Here is a 19252-nt window from a genome sequence, read left to right on the forward strand (position 1 = left end):
CCGCTAAGGCTTTTAGAATGGCTTGGGGGTCTTTTTTAGAGGGGGTACCCTGCTGCTGAGTGCTCTGTGTGGGTGTGCTGGGTGGAGTTGTAGAGCTCTGGGTAGGGTTTATGTGCCCTGGCAACACTTTTGACAATGTCAAGGGCAGCTTTCCTATCGGCTTTTTAATATGGGGCCTAGGAAGTGGCACAGCTACCCCCCCCCCCCCAGTCAAACTAGACATCTACGACTCAAAGGGGGAGTTCTTAGGTGTGAAAGAATTTAGGGCACATTTAGACCACACTAAAAGCATTGTAGAGTGGTTACGCAATTTCTACGACGAAAAGGGCGACACCATCGCCTATATACGCATGGCAGGCTCAGACATACAGCGGTAAATCTTAGCAACACCCTAAGCCCCAATGACATTAAAAAGCACCTTTTTACCTGCGTGAGTGCAAAAAACATTGTGACAATGAGTGTCTATTTCTCCGTGCAACACTGCATTAAACCCACTTGGATCAACGACCGCGACCAGTTTTACGCTCCCCATGATGACTCGTGGCAAGCAGACACGGATTTTCTAGGGGATTGCTTGACTTTCATGCTCTTTCACGGCCAAAACCGTATTTCTTATAATCAGGGGGCTAATCACTTCATCCCCTTTAAAGAAGCGGAAGTTAAAGCCAGAGGGCGCTATGTTTACCACACGCTTTTAGACTTCTTGGGGGCAAGCTAGAGGCTAAGGCAAGCGGGCTCTTTGCCAAAGAAACCTTGAAACTGCCTACCTTTTCCTAAGAAGCCCTAGCCGTGCTAGAAGCGGGCAAAGAACTCTATAGCTATTACCACAGCTACGCAAAATCTAATCCCAACGCCAGCCTTTACGACATCAAAGAGTTCTTCGCTAGAAGGGATAGCAAAGGCAAGCTCAATACGTCCACTAAAGCCAAAGACGCACATTACGCCCATAACTTTGAGGCGCAGCCTTGCTTCCCCATCCTCAATACAGAGGTATGATGCTATCATGCACAAAAGGTAGCCACCACTGGTGCGTTACTTTGAACTAAAGGATTGAGGAATAATGGAAAAGGTCTCAAATTCTGTATCTTGTGAACCCTCACAGCCCAAGGCAGAATACTTTTTATTGGGTACTTGTGGGCATGTTGACCATGGAAAGAGTGCGCTCATCAAAGCCTTGAGTGGATTTGAGGGGGACACAAGTGCCCATGAGAGAGAAGCGGGCATGACAATTGATTTAAGCTTTAGCAATCTTGAGGGCATGCAGCGCACTTTAGGATTTGTGGATGTACCCGGACATCAGAGCTTAGTAGCGACTATGATCTCTGGGAGCTTTGCACTGGATGCGGGGTTACTTGTGATTGATGCGCACGAGGGCATTAGAGAACAGACATTAGAACACATGCTAATTTGTTCGCTCTTACAAATTCCTTGTATTATTGTGATTAGCAAGATAGACAAATGCGCTCAAACCCAGAACTTGGAGCACAGGATACACGCTACACTCAAACAACACAATATTACTCTAATTGCCCTCTTTAAATGTAGTATTTACGATGAAGGTAGCATTCAAAAACTTAAAGATTTTCTCCTGCAATACCCTTTAGCTAAAAAGAGACCCACAAATGCGCTCAAAGACCTTTTCAGGCTTTACATTGATCGTGTCTTCGTCGTACAGGGTAGGGGAGTCGTGGTGAGTGGGACCTTGCTGGGCGGGCAGGTCAGAGTGCATGAAAATCTCTATGCCCTCCCTTTGGAAAAAGCCGTGCGTGTGAAGACATTACACCAGCATGGCAGGGAGGTGGTGCAGGCAAATATCCATGAACGGGTCGCCTTGCATTTGGGGGGCATCAAGGCTCAAGAACTTCGTGTTGGCATGCTTTTAAGCCATAAGGGAATTCTACGCGGGTTTAACACCTTAGATGTGGCGCTTCTAGCTCCACCAGATACCCCTTCCCTCAAGCACAATCAGGTTTTAAGTATGCAGATAGGGACTCTCAGATGTCAGGCTAAATTTCTGCACTTAGAGTCGCATTATGGAACCCTTATCACGAGTCAAAGTGTGTTTGCATGTTATGGTGATCGCATCATTTTAAGTCATCAGGGACGCGTGTGGGGAGCTGCCCTCATTTTAAATCCCATCGCCGATCCCCTCAAAAAACCCCTTAAACTTGCCCTGCTACATGCCCTAGAAACGCAGGATTTCCCCCAGGCATTCGCTATTCTAAGCAAGGCGCATCAAAGGGGTTTAGGTTTGCTTTGTGCTACCCAGCGCTTCGCTCTCACACAGCAGCTAGCCCTAGAGATAGCCCGAAAAGTCCCCGATACCATTGTGGATACGCAGGCCATGGTGCTTTATCCCAAGTGTGCTTTGGAAAATTTGGTGCAATCCATCAAGGCTGTTTACACGCGTAATGTCCATGCTCTCTTGAGTGTCAAAGGAATCTGTGCCAAACAAAGTCATGTTAGTGTGCATTTGGCGACTCTAGCTTTTAAAAAATTAGAAGAACAGGGCTACTTGCAGCAGGCACGCGGTTTATGGATGCGCAAGGGTGCCAAATTAGAGCAGCTGCAAGAGAGTTTGCAAAACCGACTCTATGCGAGCATTAAGTGCGCAGGCTTTGCACCTGAGGCTCCCTATAATCTCTACCATGAGCTCGATATGGATCGCCAAGCAGGAGATGAGGCACTCAAGGCCCTATGTCGTGTGCACAAGGTTGTGCGCCTATGCCACAATGTCTTTGTGGAAAAAAACACCCTGGACTCGGTCGTAAATCTAATGCAACAACTTTTAAGCCAACATGGCTATATAGACATTGCCCTACTCAAAACGCAATTACATCTATCACGTAAGTTCTTGATCGCCTATTTAGAATACCTGGATCGCCTCGACCAAACCATTAATCGCGATGGCAGGCGTACTCCCAAATCCTAGAAACTAGGGTAGCCATTTTTCATGGGGGTGTAGAATTTGCGTGCCAAGATCGCTTTTGATTTCCACGCGCAACGCCTCATCGCAAAAGACTTCATAGCGCATCTTCTCATGTAGCATAAGCGTATAACTGGACAGAATGGGCAAAATTGCGCACCGATCCTCGTTGAGACTCACATGGTTGATACGCACTTTTTCAACTAAGGACTCGATTTCTAGCATGCGTTTAAAACGCTTGGCACCATAGTCGTGTGTCCAAGAGAGATAGGGTAGCTCTTGAATATAGAGCATAGCTTTAAGGGGCTGGGCAGGGGGCTTGGCTTCTTTTAAAAGCTCTTCACCTGTAGGTAAACGCTCTGCCTCTAATAAGGCCAAGATTACAAAAAGCCATTTAAACAATTCTACTCTCCACTTAAACCCTTATCCAAGACAGAGCGCAGTTTTTCGACATTCTGAGCGCCTGTGGAGAAAAAGATTTCTACCCGGTTGTTACGCATGCGATTCTCTACGCTATCATTGGGAGCGACAGGGTTATTTTTGCCATAGGAGGTGAAGGAGAGTTTTTGTGGATCGATGCCATCTGCGATGAGCTCGCGCATCACTTTAGCGGCACGGCTAGCTGCAAGTGCATAATGATCTTTGAAGGGGACATTGGGAGGAATGGGCGTATTATCCGTATAGCCTCGGACATTGATCTGCACTTGTGCAGGCAGAGCGCGGATAATCGTAGCCACACGCGCAATATATTCCTGCATGCCAGCATTGATGGTGTCGCTATAGGGATTGGTAAAAATGAGACTAGAGGGTAGTTTGAGTACAGAACCCTGATCGGTTTGTTCCAACACACTCCCCTCGCCCACCCTAGTGATAGTGGTTTGAGAACGCACCAGCTGTTCGCTAGAATTGCGCTCTTCTGTCACATCGTTTTGTAAATCACCCGGGGCAGGAGGAATGGGAATGACAGGTTGCACGGAATCGGGCACAGGCGCATAATCAAAGATTTTGATAAATTCTTTTTTGAGTGCCTTGACCTTTGCTTTGTTGACGACGGAAATCGCATACAACGCAATAAAGAGCGCCAGCAGAAGCGAAAGAAAATCCGCATAAGGAACTGCCCAACGCTCCCCAGCGGGGCATTCGACCTTTTTAGCTTTCTTTGCCATTATTCAAACATAGACTTTTTAGGCTCACCTGGAGCGATATAGTTGAGCAATTTCATCTCTAAATCCCTGGGGTTGTCTCCATTGGCAATCCCAATCACCCCTTCTAAAATTACAATTTTCTCTTTGAGAATGTCCTTGGACTTGTTTTTAAGCTTATTACCAAAAGGTCCAAAGAGCGCGTAAGAACACATGATTCCTGTAACGGTTGCGGTAAAAGCCCCCGCAATCCCTAGTGCCATCTCTTGGGGATTATCTAGTTTTTGTAAAGCCAACATCAAACCCAATACCGCCCCTACAAGCCCAAAGGTAGGCGCACTCTCGCCCGCCGTGATCCAATAATGCGCCGCGCCGTGATAATACTCCTCCAGCTCTTCAATCGCTACCTCCAAACTCTCTTGCACCGATTTAATGTCCTTACCATCGACAATCATAGAGAAACCATTGCGCGTGAAATCGTCTTCAATTTGGGCCACTTTGGACTCTAAAGACAACACCCCATCCTTACGCGCCATCGTGGAGAGCTCTACAATCGTCTTAATAGTCTCTTGAAGATTGATCTTGGGATTAAGAAAAACAATCTTGATTTCTTTAAAGGCTGCCTTGACATGGTGGGCGTGTGTGCTGACCATGGCAGCACACAGAGTTGTGGGCACGATGATGATGATGGAGCTTAGATGCACAACATGGATGGGGTTTCCTCCCTCCATAATGTCACCCACACTGATCGCCACAATGGCAAAAATCACACCAAGCACAGAAGTTAAATCCATAAAAGCCCTTTCTAATTACTGCGGGTAGTCTTCTAGGTTTTTGATTCCATGTTCCCCGCAAACACGGCATTTAGGGTTTCTCTTCACGTTCACGCGTCTAAAAGTCATTCCCTTAGTGTCCACACCCAATAAAACATCAGTGAGTAGGGGGAATCCTAAAAAATACTTAATGGTCTCAGCTGCTTGGATACAGCCCAACAAGCCCGGTAAGACGCCAAAAAGACCAGCCTTAAAAGTAGGATTGAGTTTGGGATCGGGAGGAGTGTCAAAGACACAAGCAAAACACGCGCTCTTCTTGGGCAAAACGGTCATGGTCTGCCCGCGGTATTTGAGCACGCCAGCATGGCTATAGGGCTTGTGACTTAGTACACAGGCATCATTAATCAAGAACTTACTGGCAAAATTATCCGTGGCATCGATAATGAAATGATAATCTCTGATAATTTCAAGGGCATTGCTTGCGTTCAGTCTGGTAAAATGCGTTTCTACTTGCACATCTGGGTTGAGCGCTAACATCTTGTGTTCAGCAGATCTAACCTTAGCGCTGTTGATCTCTTCGGTGGTATGAATAATTTGGCGTTGCAAATTGCTAAGCTCAATGACATCAAAATCTAACACCCCGATACGCCCAATGCCTGCTGCGGCTAAATACATCACATTGGGAGAGCCTAAGCCACCCGCCCCGATGACTAGAACACTCGCATTCAATAGCTTTTCCTGCCCTTCTTCACCCACATCTTCGAGCATCAAATGACGCTCGTAGCGCTCCCTCTGTGCGTCATTTAACATAAACATCCTTGTACGAAAATAGATTAGAGGTGGGCAATCCACGCCTTCATGTGGGGTTGCTCTTCCTTAAGTGTAGTGGGTTGCCCGTGTCCAGGATAAATGGGTTTATCCTGAGAGCTTTCTAAATTTTCAAAACGCCTCAAGGAGTCTTTCATGTCGGCAGGATTGGAATAAGGGAAATCATAACGCCCAATACTACGCTGAAAGATAAAATCCCCGCTGAAAAAAACACCCCCCAATTCAATCATAGAGCATCCCGGGGTGTGCCCGGGGAAATGCCAATAGGTGATGGGAATGTCAGCGATACTCAGAGTGGTAGTGTCTTTATGGCAGGCGACAGGGTGAATATCTTTCTCTGAGCAGGGGGTGAGCCCTAGAGAAAAGCAATCAGAGGTGAGCATGAATACATCGTCTGCAGGCGCATATAAAGGCACATGGGGCAGAGCCTTTTTGAGTGCATGTGCGTCCCAGATGTGATCGTAATGTCCATGCGTGATGAGAATAGCTAAGGGCCTTTGGACATGCTCTAATACCCATTCTCTTGCCCCAAACCCTGGGTCGACTACAAAATCGCCCTGCTCTAAGGTAGCGATATAGCAATTAGTCTGAGTATTTCCAAAGGCCTTAACTTTGATCTGCATCACAATCCTTTATCCCATATTCTAGCAGATTTTTACTAAAGCTACCACTCGCGTGCCAAAACTTGTGGGTAAAGATACGAGAAGGGTTTGCATCAAGATTTCCTAACAATAGTTAGGCTGTTTTTAAAAAACTAGAGAGTTTTCGGCATGGAGACATATGATTGAGAATATCTGCGGCAATGAAATGGGAGTTTTTGTACGATTTTAGATACCGCCACCATATGGGTTCTAAAGAAAATGAGGATTTTTGCCGTTAATATTTTGAAGCAAGGAGGTTTGCATGTCTGTTCTCACCGGCAATGTGACTCATGTCAATCAAAATTCCCCCTTTGGTTCTATTGTGTATCAAAACGCCTTGCCTAAATTGGACAATGAGAATCACAAAGAGTTTTTAGAACGCCTACAAGCGGTGCAAGAAACACGCGCTTTAGAGAAAAATAGGGCTGTGCACCGTGATAAAGATGAAAATCCCTTAGCACAGCAGCATGAGCAACCCCCACAGGAACACCCCGATCCACGCTGCTTTAAGGATAAACAGCATTGTTACCACGGACATTACTACAGCGATAGTGCCTTGGAACGTGCTTTGGAGAATACAGAAGAACTAGAGGGCTTTCTTGAGCCCCATGTTTTAGATGTTATTATTTAATATTTTTTAATAATCTAAGTGAATGGCTCAAACAAACAGAGGAGGCGCGAAATTGAAGCTATACTGCTGTGGTGCATGATCAATAAATTTGAATAAGGATGGATGAATGCATTTTGATTACGACTTAGTGGTGATTGGGTTTGGCAAAGCAGGTAAAACTTTGGCAGCTAGTGCGTCTAAGCTGGGCAAAAGGGTCGCACTGATTGAACAATCTAGGGAGATGTATGGAGGAACTTGTATTAATGTTGGTTGCATCCCTTCCAAGACATTGTTACACCTTGCCACCTATAAGAAAGGTCCCATGGGTTACAAGGAAAGCATAGATGAGAAGAACAAATTAGTCGCTTTACTACGCCAACAAAACTACCAAAATCTTATCAATGCGGGAGTGCATGTTGTAGAGGGCAGAGCAAGCTTCAAAGACCCCCATACGCTCATGATCTACCATAAAGACAGTTGCATGGAAATGAGCGCTCACAAGATTGCTATCAACACCGGTTCATTGCCCCTGGTCCCCCCTGTCCCTATTGACTCCGATCGCGTTTATGACAGCACAACTCTGATGCAACTCAACACACTGCCCACACACTTAGTGGTTGTGGGTGGAGGATATATCGGTTTAGAGTTTGCGAGTATGTTCAATCTTTTTGGGCGCGTAGGGAATAAAAACTTGACCAAGGTGAGTGTCTTGGTCCGTGGCGATACATTTTTGCCCAAAGAGGACGCTCTCTTCCAAAAGAGTATCTTAGAGTCGCTCACTCAAGCAGGGGTGGAGATCATCTGTAACGCACAATTAGAGAGTATCTCGGGCCATCAACTTTATTACCAAAATACCCAAACAAAACAGCAGGTATGTTTAGAAGCGGATGCTTTTTTACTTGCCACGGGGCGCGTGCCCAACACTATAGGGTTACAACTAGAGAAAGCAGGATTGCGTTTGGGGAAATATCAGGAAATTCTCACCAACGAGTTTCTCATAGCCAATGCCGATCATGAGGGCAATGTCTATGCTTTAGGAGATGTTAAGGGGGGCGAAATGTTTACCACCTATGTGAGTTTAGACGATTTTAGGATCGCCTTTAAACATCTCTATGGCGATCAATCGCGCACCACTAAGAATCGTGGAGTATTGCCAGAAGTGCTCTACATAGAAACCCCCTACAGCCATGTGGGCATGCGCGCCAAGAATGTCGAAAACTCCAGTCGAAAAATCTTGGTCAAAACTTTGGAAAGTGCCTCTGTCGTAAACAGCCGAATCGCGAAAAACACAACAGGTTATCTACAAGTTCTCGTCGAGGACAATGAACAGCAGTGTGTTTTAGGAGCTAGTTTGCATTGCACGCTCTCTTATGAACTGGTCAATCTCTTCAGTTTAGCTATCAACCAAAATTTAGGTTTCCATACACTTAAAGACATGATCTACACTCATCCTTCTATGACAGAAGGGATCAATTTGTTCTAAAGTGGAATCAAAATTTAGGAGTTGATTAAGTATTTTAGGCTAGAATGAGGGTGCTAGCTAAATGCTAGGATATAAAATGGAAAAGGTTTTTGATGAAAACAAAGGTGGTTGATTTACTTAAACAACTTCAGGCTGACAGTGTCGTTTTATTCATGAAGGTGCACAATTTCCATTGGAATGTCAAGGGGCCCGATTTTTACCCTGTGCACAAATTTACCCAAGAAGTCTACGAACAATTCGCCGAACTCTTTGACGACTTGGCCGAGCTGGTTTCTCAGCTAGGGCATGTCCCCGTAGTAACCCTAGCCGAAGCGCTCAAGCTTGCCCATGTCAAAGAAGAGAGCAAGCACAACTTCAGGTCCAAAGATGTATTTGAAGCGGTTCTAGCAGATTATGAGTATTTGGAAAAGCATTTCGCCCAGCTCTCTGACCTGGCCGGTCAAGCAGGCGATAAGGTCACCGTCGCCTTTGCAGACGAGCAACTCGCCAAATTGCAACAAGCTGTGTGGATGCTCAAGGCGAGCCTAGCGTAAATGTCTGACGACCTTTTTGGGGTGTTTGAGGGGGACCCTATAGAAAAGTGGGGGGACGTGCTTTTGCATGCGAGCCAAAAGCTTGTCAGAGCCGAGCTAGAACGACTCTTGGAGTTGCAGGCTCTGAGCGCGTTACTTTTGGAGGAGGCGGGGCTGGAAGGGAAACTTGAGGAATCGCTCAAGCAATGCAAACTCGATCATGCTCTACGAGAACGCGTGCGGGCTAAGGAAATCGATTTAGTGATGACTTCCATGGCTAATGTTTTGGGGCATGAGTAGGCTCTTTGTCGTTTTGATCGTGTTATGTGGGATCGCCATGGCAAAGAGCCTAGATAAAATCCTGGAACTCAAAAAAGACCAAGTTTACAAGGGGGAATTGCAACTAGGCAAATTCAAAAAAACCCTTTCCTTGCGCTGGACACTCTTTAAAGATGGTGGGCTTGTGGTGCATCTCAAGTGCAATGATTTTCCCTACCAATTCATTCTCTACCCTGATTTCCAGCGCGATACTTTTCGACTCGACCTCTTTAAAGAGGTCGTTCAGTCACATACGAGTGAGAGTGTAGACCCTACACCCCCCTATTTTGCTTTGACTTTCAAAAAATTTGACTCCGCACAAGATCGGGCATCTTTGCGTGTACGCGCCTCGCCTAAACTCATGTGGATCGAGCAACCTTAATGCTGGAACAAATCGTTCAAAGAATCCAGCAGTTTTTAGTTCAAGTGCAGAGCGTGGATGTGGAGCATATGGCTAGTCTTTTAGGACAGGGGAAGATGTTGCGCAGCAAATTGATTTTGGCGATCTGCCCTGAACATCCCCAACTCATCGACTTTTGCGCCATCATCGAGATGATTCAGAGCGCTTCCCTCCTGCATGACGATGTAATCGACAATGCTCAGACCAGACGCGCCCACGATTCCATTAACCACACCTTTGGCAACCAAAACGCCATCATGTTGGGCGATGTCTTCTATGCTAAGGCCTTTTTGGAGCTCACCAAATTAGATACGCAAATTGCCCAATTGGTCGCTCATAGCGTGATGGAACTCTCTAGGGGGGAGATTAAAGATGTGGTGGCTTCTAATGCCTTCCACAGCGACACAGAACGCTATATTGATATCATTCGGGATAAAAGCGCATCCTTAATGGTGGCAAGTTGTGCGGGCGCGGCTCTGCTGGCAGGGCTAGACCCACGAGACTACCACACTTTCGGGCTCAATTTTGGGATCGCTTTTCAGATCATGGACGATCTACTAGACATCACTCAGCCTAAAGAGGTTTTGGGCAAGCCTGCCTTTAGTGACTTTAAGGAGGGTAAAAGCACTTTGCCCTATATTCTATTGTACCAACAACTAGACCCTTCCAACCAAGCCCACCTACAAGCCTGCTTTAAAAATGCTGATGAACAAGCCCTAACATGGTGTGCAGAACAATTTAAAACCCACGATATCGCCCCCCAAGTCTTCGAACACATTAAGCATTATGCCCATTGTGCCCTGCAAGCCATTAAAGGGCATAGCGCATTAGAAAAAGTGGCTTCTAGCTTAATCAAGCGAGAATTTTAATGCAACCGCTTTACCTCACCCTGGGCTTTAGTCATAAACTCTTACCCATTGATACCCGCGAAAAGCTTGTTTTTAAACAGGAGGCGTTGCTAGAGTTTTTAGCGCACTTCAAAAAAGAACATCCTAGCGTGCATGAAATTATGGCACTTTGCACCTGCAACCGCGTAGAGTTTTACTTCTACGCTCACAGCCCCGATCAAATTGCCCACCATCTGCTCAAAGCCCTTGCGCATACTAAACAAGTGGACATTAAAAGCCTGCAAACTAGCTTAGAGACCCACACCCAAGAACACGCGATCCACCATGTCTTTTGCGTAGCAAGTAGCTTAGATAGTTTAGTGGTGGGTGAAACCCAAATCACTGGACAGTTTAAAGACGCGTTTAAGGCATGCTTGCAAGCGGGCTTGTGTGCTAAACACCTCAGCCGTTTAGCTCATTTTGCGCTCAAATGTGCGGCAGGGGTACGCAACGCTACGGCGATCTCTTCCCAAGCAGTCTCGATCGCCTCTGTGGCGGTCAAGCAGGCACTGGAGATTTTGAGCACAGAAGAAGTAGACAAGCGCGCGATGGTGGTAGGTGTGGGGGAAATGGGGCAGTTGGTGTGTAAACACCTACTAGCTAAGGGTTTTGCAGTGGAACTTTATAACCGCAATTTGGAGCGCGCCAAAGATTTTGCCAAGAGTTTAGATGATTCCAATTTACAGGTGCAACCCTTCAGCGCACTAGAGCAGGGAATCAACACCCACACCTTTTTATTTTGCGCCACCCGTGCGCCTCATAGCGTGATCACCACAGAGATGATACACCCCTGTAATTTCAGGCGTTGGTGGTTTGATTTGGCCGTACCTAGGGATATTGAACCCCCAACAGAGCCCCACATTTGGCTGTATAGCGTGGATGATTTACAAGGTGTAGTAGCGCAGAATTTAGAGCAACGCCAAAAGGACACCCGCCATGCCTACCAAGTCGTGGGGCAGTTCAGTATTAAATTTGCCCAATGGTTGCAGAGTCTAGAAGTCGACCCTCTCATTAAAGATTTAAGAGGGCTAGCTAAAGAAGCAGCGCTCAAAGAATTACACCGCGCGATCAAAAAGGGCTTTTTGCCCCAAGAGTATGAGCAAAGCGTGGCACGCATTTTACACAACGCTTTTAATACCTTTTTACACCACCCCACTGCCACCCTCAAAAAAAATGCCCACAAACCTGAGGGCGACATGTTGGGCGAATGCCTTAAAAGTCTTTTTAACTTAGGTAAAGAGAGTATGTTTATTAACCGTTACAAATGCGAGTTTAGCGAGGAAGGATTTTAATGCGTTTTTCTCAACTCTTTGCTCCCACTACAAAGGAAATCCCCAAAGACGCTGTGCTGAAAAGCCACCGCTTTATGGTACAGGGGGGGTTTATCCAGCAAATGGGGAGTGGGCTTTATCACTTTTTGCCTTTAGGGCATAAGGTGTTGAGCAAGATTAGGGGGGTGATTAAAGAAGTGATGGATTCTTATGGCGCGCAGGAGTGCACACTAGGTTTTGTCGTGCCCGCCTCTTTGTGGCAGGAGAGCGGACGATTTGAACAATACGGCAAAGAGCTTTTAAGCTTTTTGGATCGCAAAAATAACCCCTGTGTGCTCTCTCCCACCCACGAAGAGCCCATTACAGAGATCATTAAAGCCCATATCAAGAGCTATAAGCAACTCCCCCTAAATCTCTACCAAACCCACACCAAGTTTCGCGATGAAATCCGCCCCCGCTTTGGACTGATGCGTGCACGCGAATTTGTGATGAAGGATGCTTATAGTTTTCATGCTAACACGGAATGCTTGGATAGAGAGTTTGAGCGCATGCATGCAGCTTATAGTGAAATTTTCATCAAACTAGGGTTGGATTTTCGCGCAGTGGAGGCAGATAGCGGGGCGATTGGAGGGAGCAAGAGTAAGGAATTTGTGGTCTTAGCCGAATGTGGGGAAGATAGCGTATTTGTGTGCCAACAATGCAATTATGCGGCTAATGTGGAGATCGCCAAGCGCGCTAAACGCACAGAACCGGACAATGTCCCCAAAGCCCGCTTTGCTAAATTCCACACTCCTAACACCCCCACTATCGAAGCGCTTAGCGCCTTTTTTAAAGTGCCCCCCTACTTTTTAATGAAGGCGGTGATCAAAAAAGCGCGCTTGCATGAGGGAACGCGCCCGGTGGTGTTTTTCTTAAGAGGGGATGATCAATTAGAGGGGACTAAAGCCCTCAATGCCTTTAACAAAAGCGCCCAACAAAACGCCCTAGAATTAGAGGAGATGAGCGTACAAGAGATCACGGAGTTAGGCTTACCAGTGGGTTACATCGGGGCTTACGGGGTCAAAAACCTCGTGCCTGATATAGAGGTGATCTTTGATGTGGATTTACAGGAGGCGGATTGTTTGATCTGTGGAGCTAATGAGCTTGATGCGCACTTCGTGGGTGTAGATTTATCCACCTTTGCCAATTTAAATTACCAAGACATCGCCCAAACCCGCCCAGAGGATGCTTGCCCAGAATGTCAAGGACCTTTGAGCGAAAAACGCAGCATTGAGGTGGGGCATATTTTCAAATTGGGCAATAAGTATTCTAAGAGCATGGAGGCACGCTATTTAGACCAAGAAGGACGCTTACAATACTTTGAAATGGGCTGTTATGGCATTGGAGTGAGTCGCTTGATGAGCGCGATTTTAGAGCAAAATAGCGATGAAAAGGGGTGTGTGTGGAGCAAGGCAAGTGCGCCCTTTGAGGTGGTGGTGGTTGTGGCTAATTCTAAAGACAGCGCGCTAGAAGCACTAGGCACAGCAATCTATGAAGAGCTTAAGGGGGCAAAAATTGATGTCTTGCTAGACGATCGCCTTGATCGTTTTGGGGCCAAAATGGCAGATTTTGAGCTCATTGGGTGTTCTTACGCGCTCATTATAGGCAAACAAGCCCTAGAGGGGCAAATAGAGCTTATTGCACGGCAGGGTTTGGGTAAGCGCGTGATTGCACGCGAAACCATCGTGCCCACTCTCTTGGAGGCATTGACTTAATGCCCTTTTTATTTGTCTTGGGGGTGTTCTACCTTGTGGTAGAGGTCTTTCTCATCATGAGTGTGGTAGGGCAATTTGGCCTCCTTGCCTTTCTCTTAGAGGTTGTTGTCAGCGCGCTTTTGGGCGGGGGCGCACTTTTAAAGGGCTCGTTAAAAGTGTTGGATTTGAGAGAGCGCGATCCTCTGCAATGGATGGGGGGTGTGTTTTTGCGCACCATTGGGGGGTTACTTCTCATCTTGCCAGGGGTGCTCTGCGATGTCTTTGGTTTATTGGCTTTATTGGTAGCATGGCTTAGAAAACCTCCCCAAAGAGATGATGGGATCATCGATGTCGAAGTGCTAGATAAGGATAAAGATGGGCGCTAGAGTGGTCATTGGGAGTCGGGGGAGCGCGCTCGCGCTGTGGCAGGCAGGCTACATTCAAGAGCTCTTAAAACCTCTGGGTTTACAGAGTGAAATTAGAATTGTAAAGACTAAGGGAGATAAGATTTTAGATGTCCCCTTAGCTAAGATCGGGGGTAAGGGGCTTTTTACCAAAGAACTGGAAGTCCTGCTTCTCAAGGGGGAAATTGATTTAGCCGTGCATTCGCTCAAGGATGTGCCCGTAGACTTAGAAGAAGGCTTAGTATTAGCCTGTGTGAGCGCACGCGCCAACCCTCAAGATTGTTTTTTGAGCTACAAATACCCTAACTTGCAAGCCCTACCCCCCTATGCGCGTGTGGGCACCACCTCGCTTAGGCGTGCCATGCAGCTTAAAGCCCTGCGTGTAGATACTGACCCCTTGAGTTTGCGTGGGAATGTGCAAAGGCGTTTGGAGCGCCTAGAGGGTGGGGACTTTGAAGCGGTGATTTTAGCATGCGCGGGAGTGGAGCGCCTAGGGCTTGAGTTGCCCTATCAAGTGCCCTTGAGCTTGGAAGAGATGATTCCTAGCATGGGACAGGGCGCGCTGGGAATTGAGATGTGCGCCAATCACCCTCTCTTAGCCAAAATCTCTAGTTTAAATGACCCCAATAGCGCGCTGTGCTGTGGCTTAGAGCGCGCTTTTGTACGCGCTTTGGGTGGGGGTTGTCAGGTGCCCTTAGGCGTACATGCGCGCTTACAAGGTAAGCAAATAGAGATGCGCGCCATTGTGGGGCTTGTGGATGGGCTAACTTTTATTAAGGAGTGTGCCACAGCCCCACACGATCGTGCCCAAGAGTTGGTGCAGGATTTGATTAAAACCTTCAGGCAAAAAGGCGCATCAGAAATTTTAGCTCAGGCGCAGTTGGGCTGACTGCGTGTAGTTCCATGGTCCTACCGATTCGTCGGGATTTTCAGCGTGTCTGAGGGATATTGATTTCCACAATAAGTTCTGCGGCGCATTGCATCAAACCGCGGACTCAATAAATCTTTGCTCTCCAAGCTATCCTTAGTGTGAATCCCTGCTAAGGGCAAAAGAGTGTGAATGAGATCATCGCTCATAAAGGGTTTATGCACCGCTTGGGCAAGTTGTCGCACTTTTTGAGGACGTTTTTGCTTAAAGAGATCGGTAACATAGATGACAAAGGGGATTTCTACCCCATAGGTAGAGCAGCGATGCCCATAGTTTCGATCGCTTTCAAACACATCTTCGGCGTGATCAGAGAGATAGAGAATAATGGCATCTTGCATTGAAAAAAATTGAAAAATCTCGTGCAAGATGTAATCTGTATAGTAGAGCGAGTTCACATAATCGGCGACAATTTGTTTATCTGCGTTGTCTTGCACATGCAAGTTTTCATAAGGGATTTGAGTGGGGCTAAATTTAGCAAAACTTTTGGGAAAACGCCTATGATAGATCGCATGGCTTCCAAAGAGATGAAATAGAATAAAATTTTTGGAGGCAAGTTGGGGTTCCACATGATGCTTGAAGACTTCTAAAGTCCAACCATCCTGAGTGCTATTTTGGATATCCAAAGGTCCATTTGCCCAATACTTATGCGTGAAAGGATGGGCTAGAAAGGCAAAAACATTGTTACCATCTAAATTATCTTGCGCATCGATCCAAAAAGTCTTGTAACCTGCTAAGTTAAAAATGCGACCCAAATTCTTCTGTTGAAACCAAGGACCAGCGTGGTTTTCCACATCGCCGTAATTGAGCAAAGTTCTAAAAACCGTGTAAGTATTGGCAAAAACCGAGATCACATTATCAAAGACAAATAAGTTTTGCGATCGATGCTTTGCGATCTCGCTTAACAAAGGCGTGTTGGGCACACGATAGCCATAGAGATTCATGAAATTCCTAGAGGCACTCTCCCCCACAACTAAGATCACATTGGGCACGCTATTAGCATCCACATGCACATAGTCTTTGGGGTAGGGCTGTTTGAAACTCTGATAAATGGCTTTGGTCTGGTTGTCCTTGAAGTTTTCAATGATGGCAGAAACTTCTTTCACCACAGGAATGACTCGTGTTGTGATATTGGGATCGATAAACACGCCATGCAAGCCCTGTAAATAGTAGGTGCTCAAAATATGCACCCAAAAGAGCCCAAAAAGAATTACTAGTGTTTTGAGGCGTTGTGGCATGTTCAAACATAATTTAAAACGCACAAGATACAAGAAACCCACACAGGTAGCAAGATAGCCTAGTATAAAACCTAATCGGGGCAAGACCATGCTAGTCAAAAACTCTTGGCTCTCTCTTACATTCGTGGCTAAAAGTGTGCCCACTAGAGAGGGAGTGAAGCCCATGTGGAAGTAGTAAGAAACAAAGAAATCTATAAAAGTCAGACTCAAACTCAAAACTAGCATGGCATTTTTCAAAAACCTAACCAGACCTTGAGGTTTGATGAAACTTAGCAAAAAGTAAAACACATAAAAGACCAAAAAGCCATAGAAGGCCACTTTGAGAGCATGCCAGAGTGTTGTTGCCACTCCCCCCATTTGCACATCCACAGAGAAAAAACTCGCTACTATGGGCATAGCCCACATGAGCCAAAAGCGGTTATCTAAGATCACAACAAACCTTAATCAAACAAATAAGGGCGCATTCTAACACATTTTGCTATGGCCTATGTCTATGTTTGGCTTGCTAGGGCTTTTTTGCATGCAGATGTAGCTCGATCTCTGTGCACGACACTGCCATCATATTATCTTTATCTATCTCTATTAAGGCCAGCAAATTTTCCTTGCCATACAAAAGATGCTTTCAGTAGAGAGAAGACGGAATATCTTGAGAAAATGGTAACCCGCCAACGGTTTTAAAGGTGTCAAGTGTCCCGCATGTCCACAGGCGTTAATGTGGGGAACTCTGCCTACCAAAGGTGAAAAATGTGAAGGACTGAAATAGATCAACTGGACTGTTTGTACCTTTTCTGCAACAATCATATCGTAATTCGGGTACGAAAATTAGATAGCTTACGCATAACGAGGGGGTTGAAGCTGAATCAAATAACCTCTTTTTCTTAAATCTATTCTATCAGAACGCGTGTAAAACTCAATCCTTATAGGGCACTAAATGTAAGTGTATATAAGAAAATAAAAGCCATCCTCGCAATAGGTAAGTGAGATTAGTGAAAGCCTGAATATCTAAGAGTTGGATGCGCTCATTCTAACCGCCAAGATTAAGCGTAATTCGAGTTAGTGCCCGTTAGGACTTATTAGGGAACTCCTCACTTTGGTGAGGGGCGGTTCACTTACTGCCTGCACAAGAGTATTTTGTGCGTCTTCTACAAGCTGTTTCTCTCGCGCATGATGATGTGCATTCAAATCATCAATGATGTCATGACGAAGGGCTTTGCGCTCTTGCCTAGTCTTGTCCATCAATGCCTCATAGGCTCTGGGCTCAATGCGTTTGCGCCTGCTTTTCTCTACATATTCGCCTCTTTGCATCCCTAAGATTTGGGCGACTTTGGTTTGCATGTATCTAGCCATATGTTGCCTTCATCGTCCACATGCCCTTCACCTCTGTGTATAGCAATCTAATAGCATTGAAACCCATAAAGGCTGATTGAAGTATTGCTTATAATGTAGCTTGGCTTGTTCTACTGGATTATCTCTTAGAACTCTTGCTTTCTTAGCACTCCTATTACACTCTATGCCTAGTCCCCCACTCTTGAGTACATAGCTAGGGGCAATGGATCGGTGGTTTGTAGAATTTTTTTGTCAAGAAGAGTGAAAGGGGTATGAAGTGGCGAGTGTTGATGAAGATGGACTTGAATCTCGGTATTTGTTTACTGCTAAAAAGGCTTATAAAAAAGATTATCCCAAAGCCTTGCGATATTTTCAAAAAGCGGCTAAGAGGGGCAAATCTGTGGCCTATATTGGTTTGGGTGTCATGTATCTCGATGGTTTAGGTGTTGTATGTATCGCAAGGTCCTAGGTGTTGATCAGGACTATTTTAAGCTCTGCAATACTTTCAGAAGGCAGCAGATATGGGAAGTGCTGCGGCTCGAACTGATTTGGAGGCTATGTGTCGTGATGGACAAGGTGTTGTTAAGGACTCTTTTGATGCCCCACAACATCCTCATCCTCAAGATGTGGCAGATGGTGGAGTTGTCGAGGCTTGTGATAACTTGGATGGTACATGTAAAAGCAAAAATGAAGAAGCAGATTGTCCCACATCTTTGATGAGTTCTGAGGAGATTAGGAGCGCATCGTTTGAGTTTTTTTGCAGTCATGCGAACAGATGAAAAGCTTAAGGCTTTGGGGGTAAAGGTCTTTCCGTTATCCTGCCCACAAGGTTCGCAGACGAGCATTCTGTTTGCTTCTTTGCTGAGGAAGATTACACGGTCCGATTGAAGACGGTCTGATCGAAAATAAAAAGCATTCCACACCTTAGAACATATCGCTTCAGGGATTTTATCTGAACGCGCGTAAAACTCCGTCCTTTAGGGCTTAAGATGTAAGCGCACTCTAAGAAAAGAAAGGCTATCTTTGCAATAGGTAAGTGAGGTTAGTGAAAGCCTGATGTGGCAGAGTTGGATGCGCTCATTCTAGCCACTAAAAACTAGCACGATGACAGGTTGGCAACTGATCTCCGCCCATATCAGTGGGTCTGTAAGTCTTTTGGGTTAGGGACTAGCCTTGCGGACTATAAACAGCAAAGCCTTTGTCAGCTCAGAAACGCTGGTTTCTGTTAGTTAGGAAGCTACTCCCTTTAGGGAGGAGCGGTTCACGGTCATTTAGTCTGCTCCTAGCTTCTGTATTTTTGCGGGGAGGGCTATTTTCGTATAAGAAACTTTAGCCTGATCACTATCATTGATAAAGTCATATTGTACCCATACTTCCGGTTTCCTTCCATCCATGTGTCTGAAATGGGGCTTATCGCTTGCATTTAGAAAGTCTTTTCCGAGCTTGGCAATCCCCTCCAACGCATTACTTTTTCCTTCGTTGTTTGCTCCGATCAGAAGGCTAGTTGGAAGGGCAAGACTTTGCTAAAGATTGACCAATACTTTCCTAGCTCTCAAATCTGTTGCACTTGTGGGAGTAATACAGGTACAAGCCACTCCATATTAGAAATTTTGTCTGATTGTCAAACACACCACCACAGCAGACTAACGCTAGTATCAATATTAGAAATTATGCTTTGGGAATGTCAGATGAAAGGCATGCTATCAAGGAAAAAACGCGTCGCGTTTTCTGGGTAGGGATTATCCGAAGTTACGCTTGTTTCAAGCAAGCAGAACGCTTGTCCCGCTAAGGGGGTTGTAATCAAGTATGGCTACATACTGGATATAGCTAGTTAT

23 protein-coding genes are annotated in these 19252 nt (G+C 45.9%); 16 read left to right on the forward strand and 7 right to left on the reverse strand.

All coding sequences use genetic code 11. From position 1 onward, the window contains the following. Positions 1-251 precede the first annotated feature (251 nt). The 4 genes from C6H04_RS08290 to selB all read left to right on the forward strand — a co-directional run bounded on the left by C6H04_RS08290 (position 252) and on the right by selB (position 2932). Positions 252-377 (forward strand): hypothetical protein, encoded by a 126-nt coding sequence (locus tag C6H04_RS08290; protein ID WP_267892273.1) that lies wholly within the window; start codon positions 252-254, stop codon positions 375-377. Between the two features lie 77 nt (positions 378-454). Then, positions 455-718, forward strand: coding sequence for a hypothetical protein (locus C6H04_RS06865; RefSeq protein ID WP_104732728.1), 264 nt, complete (start codon positions 455-457; stop codon positions 716-718). Between the two features lie 71 nt (positions 719-789). Continuing rightward, a complete protein-coding gene (locus tag C6H04_RS06870) occupies positions 790-996 on the forward strand; it encodes a hypothetical protein (protein ID WP_104732729.1) in 207 nt (68 codons plus the stop codon). A 64-nt stretch (positions 997-1060) separates the two neighbouring features. Then, the gene (selB, locus tag C6H04_RS06875) at positions 1061-2932 is read left to right on the forward strand and encodes a selenocysteine-specific translation elongation factor (protein WP_104696290.1); all 1872 of its coding nucleotides are present in this window, start codon (positions 1061-1063) and stop codon (positions 2930-2932) included. Between the two features lie 3 nt (positions 2933-2935). Here selB and C6H04_RS06880 read toward each other — a convergent pair whose 3' ends face one another. The 5 genes from C6H04_RS06880 to C6H04_RS06900 are packed head-to-tail and all read right to left on the reverse strand — an operon-like array spanning position 2936 to position 6292. Beyond that, positions 2936-3328, reverse strand: a complete 393-nt coding sequence (locus tag C6H04_RS06880) for a hypothetical protein (RefSeq protein ID WP_199766098.1) — start codon at positions 3326-3328, stop codon at positions 2936-2938. Positions 3329-3330: 2 nt separating this feature from the next. After that, the gene (motB, locus tag C6H04_RS06885) at positions 3331-4092 is read right to left on the reverse strand and encodes a flagellar motor protein MotB (RefSeq protein WP_104696291.1); all 762 of its coding nucleotides are present in this window, start codon (positions 4090-4092) and stop codon (positions 3331-3333) included. Continuing rightward, complete coding sequence (gene motA, locus C6H04_RS06890; protein WP_104696292.1) at positions 4092-4862, reverse strand: flagellar motor stator protein MotA; 771 nt, start codon at positions 4860-4862, stop codon at positions 4092-4094. Before motA ends, motB begins: the two co-directional genes overlap by 1 nt. A 15-nt stretch (positions 4863-4877) precedes the next feature. Then, complete coding sequence (locus C6H04_RS06895) at positions 4878-5651, reverse strand: HesA/MoeB/ThiF family protein (RefSeq protein WP_104696293.1); 774 nt, start codon at positions 5649-5651, stop codon at positions 4878-4880. 23 nt (positions 5652-5674) lie between these two features. Beyond that, positions 5675-6292, reverse strand: coding sequence for an MBL fold metallo-hydrolase (locus C6H04_RS06900; protein ID WP_104732730.1), 618 nt, complete (start codon positions 6290-6292; stop codon positions 5675-5677). A 280-nt stretch (positions 6293-6572) separates the two neighbouring features. On the opposite strand from C6H04_RS06900, the gene C6H04_RS06905 reads away from it, so the two are divergent. The 10 genes from C6H04_RS06905 to hemC all read left to right on the forward strand — a co-directional run bounded on the left by C6H04_RS06905 (position 6573) and on the right by hemC (position 14817). Further along, complete coding sequence (locus tag C6H04_RS06905; protein ID WP_104696295.1) at positions 6573-6941, forward strand: hypothetical protein; 369 nt, start codon at positions 6573-6575, stop codon at positions 6939-6941. A gap of 106 nt (positions 6942-7047) precedes the next feature. Further along, positions 7048-8403: an FAD-dependent oxidoreductase gene (locus tag C6H04_RS06910; protein WP_104696296.1), complete on the forward strand. Its 1356-nt coding sequence runs from the start codon at positions 7048-7050 to the stop codon at positions 8401-8403. Positions 8404-8495: 92 nt separating this feature from the next. After that, positions 8496-8936: a Dps family protein gene (locus tag C6H04_RS06915; RefSeq protein ID WP_104732731.1), complete on the forward strand. Its 441-nt coding sequence runs from the start codon at positions 8496-8498 to the stop codon at positions 8934-8936. Continuing rightward, the gene (locus tag C6H04_RS06920; RefSeq protein ID WP_104696298.1) at positions 8937-9215 is read left to right on the forward strand and encodes a DUF2018 family protein; all 279 of its coding nucleotides are present in this window, start codon (positions 8937-8939) and stop codon (positions 9213-9215) included. Beyond that, positions 9208-9615: a hypothetical protein gene (locus C6H04_RS06925; protein ID WP_104732742.1), complete on the forward strand. Its 408-nt coding sequence runs from the start codon at positions 9208-9210 to the stop codon at positions 9613-9615. The genes C6H04_RS06920 and C6H04_RS06925 overlap by 8 nt, the downstream gene beginning before the upstream one ends. Further along, positions 9615-10502, forward strand: coding sequence for a polyprenyl synthetase family protein (locus tag C6H04_RS06930; protein ID WP_104732732.1), 888 nt, complete (start codon positions 9615-9617; stop codon positions 10500-10502). The genes C6H04_RS06925 and C6H04_RS06930 overlap by 1 nt, the downstream gene beginning before the upstream one ends. Then, positions 10502-11812, forward strand: a complete 1311-nt coding sequence (gene hemA / locus C6H04_RS06935) for a glutamyl-tRNA reductase (RefSeq protein WP_104732733.1) — start codon at positions 10502-10504, stop codon at positions 11810-11812. Before C6H04_RS06930 ends, hemA begins: the two co-directional genes overlap by 1 nt. Further along, entirely contained in the window at positions 11812-13545 is a 1734-nt protein-coding gene (gene proS / locus C6H04_RS06940; RefSeq protein WP_104732734.1) for a proline--tRNA ligase, read from the forward strand. The genes hemA and proS overlap by 1 nt, the downstream gene beginning before the upstream one ends. After that, a complete protein-coding gene (locus C6H04_RS06945) occupies positions 13545-13910 on the forward strand; it encodes an FxsA family protein (protein WP_104732735.1) in 366 nt (121 codons plus the stop codon). The genes proS and C6H04_RS06945 overlap by 1 nt, the downstream gene beginning before the upstream one ends. Continuing rightward, the gene (gene hemC / locus C6H04_RS06950) at positions 13900-14817 is read left to right on the forward strand and encodes a hydroxymethylbilane synthase (RefSeq protein WP_104732736.1); all 918 of its coding nucleotides are present in this window, start codon (positions 13900-13902) and stop codon (positions 14815-14817) included. The genes C6H04_RS06945 and hemC overlap by 11 nt, the downstream gene beginning before the upstream one ends. Before the next feature lie 20 nt (positions 14818-14837). On the opposite strand, the gene C6H04_RS06955 is transcribed toward hemC, so the two are convergent. Continuing rightward, positions 14838-16523: a phosphoethanolamine transferase gene (locus C6H04_RS06955; RefSeq protein ID WP_104732737.1), complete on the reverse strand. Its 1686-nt coding sequence runs from the start codon at positions 16521-16523 to the stop codon at positions 14838-14840. Between the two features lie 621 nt (positions 16524-17144). Continuing rightward, on the reverse strand, positions 17145-17438 hold the full coding sequence (locus tag C6H04_RS06960) for a hypothetical protein (RefSeq protein ID WP_104732738.1): 294 nt from the start codon (positions 17436-17438) through the stop codon (positions 17145-17147). A 256-nt stretch (positions 17439-17694) separates the two neighbouring features. On the opposite strand from C6H04_RS06960, the gene C6H04_RS06965 reads away from it, so the two are divergent. Together C6H04_RS06965 and C6H04_RS08375 are read left to right on the forward strand one after the other, a co-directional pair. Next, positions 17695-17886, forward strand: coding sequence for a hypothetical protein (locus C6H04_RS06965; protein ID WP_104732739.1), 192 nt, complete (start codon positions 17695-17697; stop codon positions 17884-17886). 994 nt (positions 17887-18880) lie between these two features. Continuing rightward, positions 18881-19153 carry a zinc ribbon domain-containing protein gene (locus C6H04_RS08375; RefSeq protein WP_438940248.1) on the forward strand — a complete coding sequence of 91 codons (273 nt, stop codon included), beginning with the start codon at positions 18881-18883 and terminating at the stop codon, positions 19151-19153. Positions 19154-19252 lie beyond the last annotated feature (99 nt).

Source organism: Helicobacter salomonis (assembly GCF_900197775.1).
In the GTDB taxonomy this organism is placed as follows: Bacteria; Campylobacterota; Campylobacteria; order Campylobacterales; family Helicobacteraceae; genus Helicobacter; species Helicobacter salomonis.

Bases quoted from the DNA above. Each gene is read 5' to 3' on its own strand.
- motB (WP_104696291.1), bottom strand. From the start codon at position 4,092: ATGGCAAAGAAAGCTAAAAAGGTCGAATGCCCCGCTGGGGAGCGTTGG.
- C6H04_RS06865 (WP_104732728.1), top strand. From the start codon at position 455: ATGAGTGTCTATTTCTCCGTGCAACACTGCATTAAACCCACTTGGATC.
- C6H04_RS06905 (WP_104696295.1), top strand. From the start codon at position 6,573: ATGTCTGTTCTCACCGGCAATGTGACTCATGTCAATCAAAATTCCCCC.
- C6H04_RS06925 (WP_104732742.1), top strand. From the start codon at position 9,208: ATGAGTAGGCTCTTTGTCGTTTTGATCGTGTTATGTGGGATCGCCATG.
- C6H04_RS06915 (WP_104732731.1), top strand. From the start codon at position 8,496: ATGAAAACAAAGGTGGTTGATTTACTTAAACAACTTCAGGCTGACAGT.
- proS (WP_104732734.1), top strand. From the start codon at position 11,812: ATGCGTTTTTCTCAACTCTTTGCTCCCACTACAAAGGAAATCCCCAAA.
- C6H04_RS06920 (WP_104696298.1), top strand. From the start codon at position 8,937: ATGTCTGACGACCTTTTTGGGGTGTTTGAGGGGGACCCTATAGAAAAG.
- motA (WP_104696292.1), bottom strand. From the start codon at position 4,862: ATGGATTTAACTTCTGTGCTTGGTGTGATTTTTGCCATTGTGGCGATC.
- C6H04_RS06945 (WP_104732735.1), top strand. From the start codon at position 13,545: ATGCCCTTTTTATTTGTCTTGGGGGTGTTCTACCTTGTGGTAGAGGTC.
- C6H04_RS06930 (WP_104732732.1), top strand. From the start codon at position 9,615: ATGCTGGAACAAATCGTTCAAAGAATCCAGCAGTTTTTAGTTCAAGTG.
- hemC (WP_104732736.1), top strand. From the start codon at position 13,900: ATGGGCGCTAGAGTGGTCATTGGGAGTCGGGGGAGCGCGCTCGCGCTG.
- C6H04_RS06895 (WP_104696293.1), bottom strand. From the start codon at position 5,651: ATGTTAAATGACGCACAGAGGGAGCGCTACGAGCGTCATTTGATGCTC.
- C6H04_RS06960 (WP_104732738.1), bottom strand. From the start codon at position 17,438: ATGGCTAGATACATGCAAACCAAAGTCGCCCAAATCTTAGGGATGCAA.
- selB (WP_104696290.1), top strand. From the start codon at position 1,061: ATGGAAAAGGTCTCAAATTCTGTATCTTGTGAACCCTCACAGCCCAAG.
- C6H04_RS06900 (WP_104732730.1), bottom strand. From the start codon at position 6,292: ATGCAGATCAAAGTTAAGGCCTTTGGAAATACTCAGACTAATTGCTAT.
- hemA (WP_104732733.1), top strand. From the start codon at position 10,502: ATGCAACCGCTTTACCTCACCCTGGGCTTTAGTCATAAACTCTTACCC.
- C6H04_RS06910 (WP_104696296.1), top strand. From the start codon at position 7,048: ATGCATTTTGATTACGACTTAGTGGTGATTGGGTTTGGCAAAGCAGGT.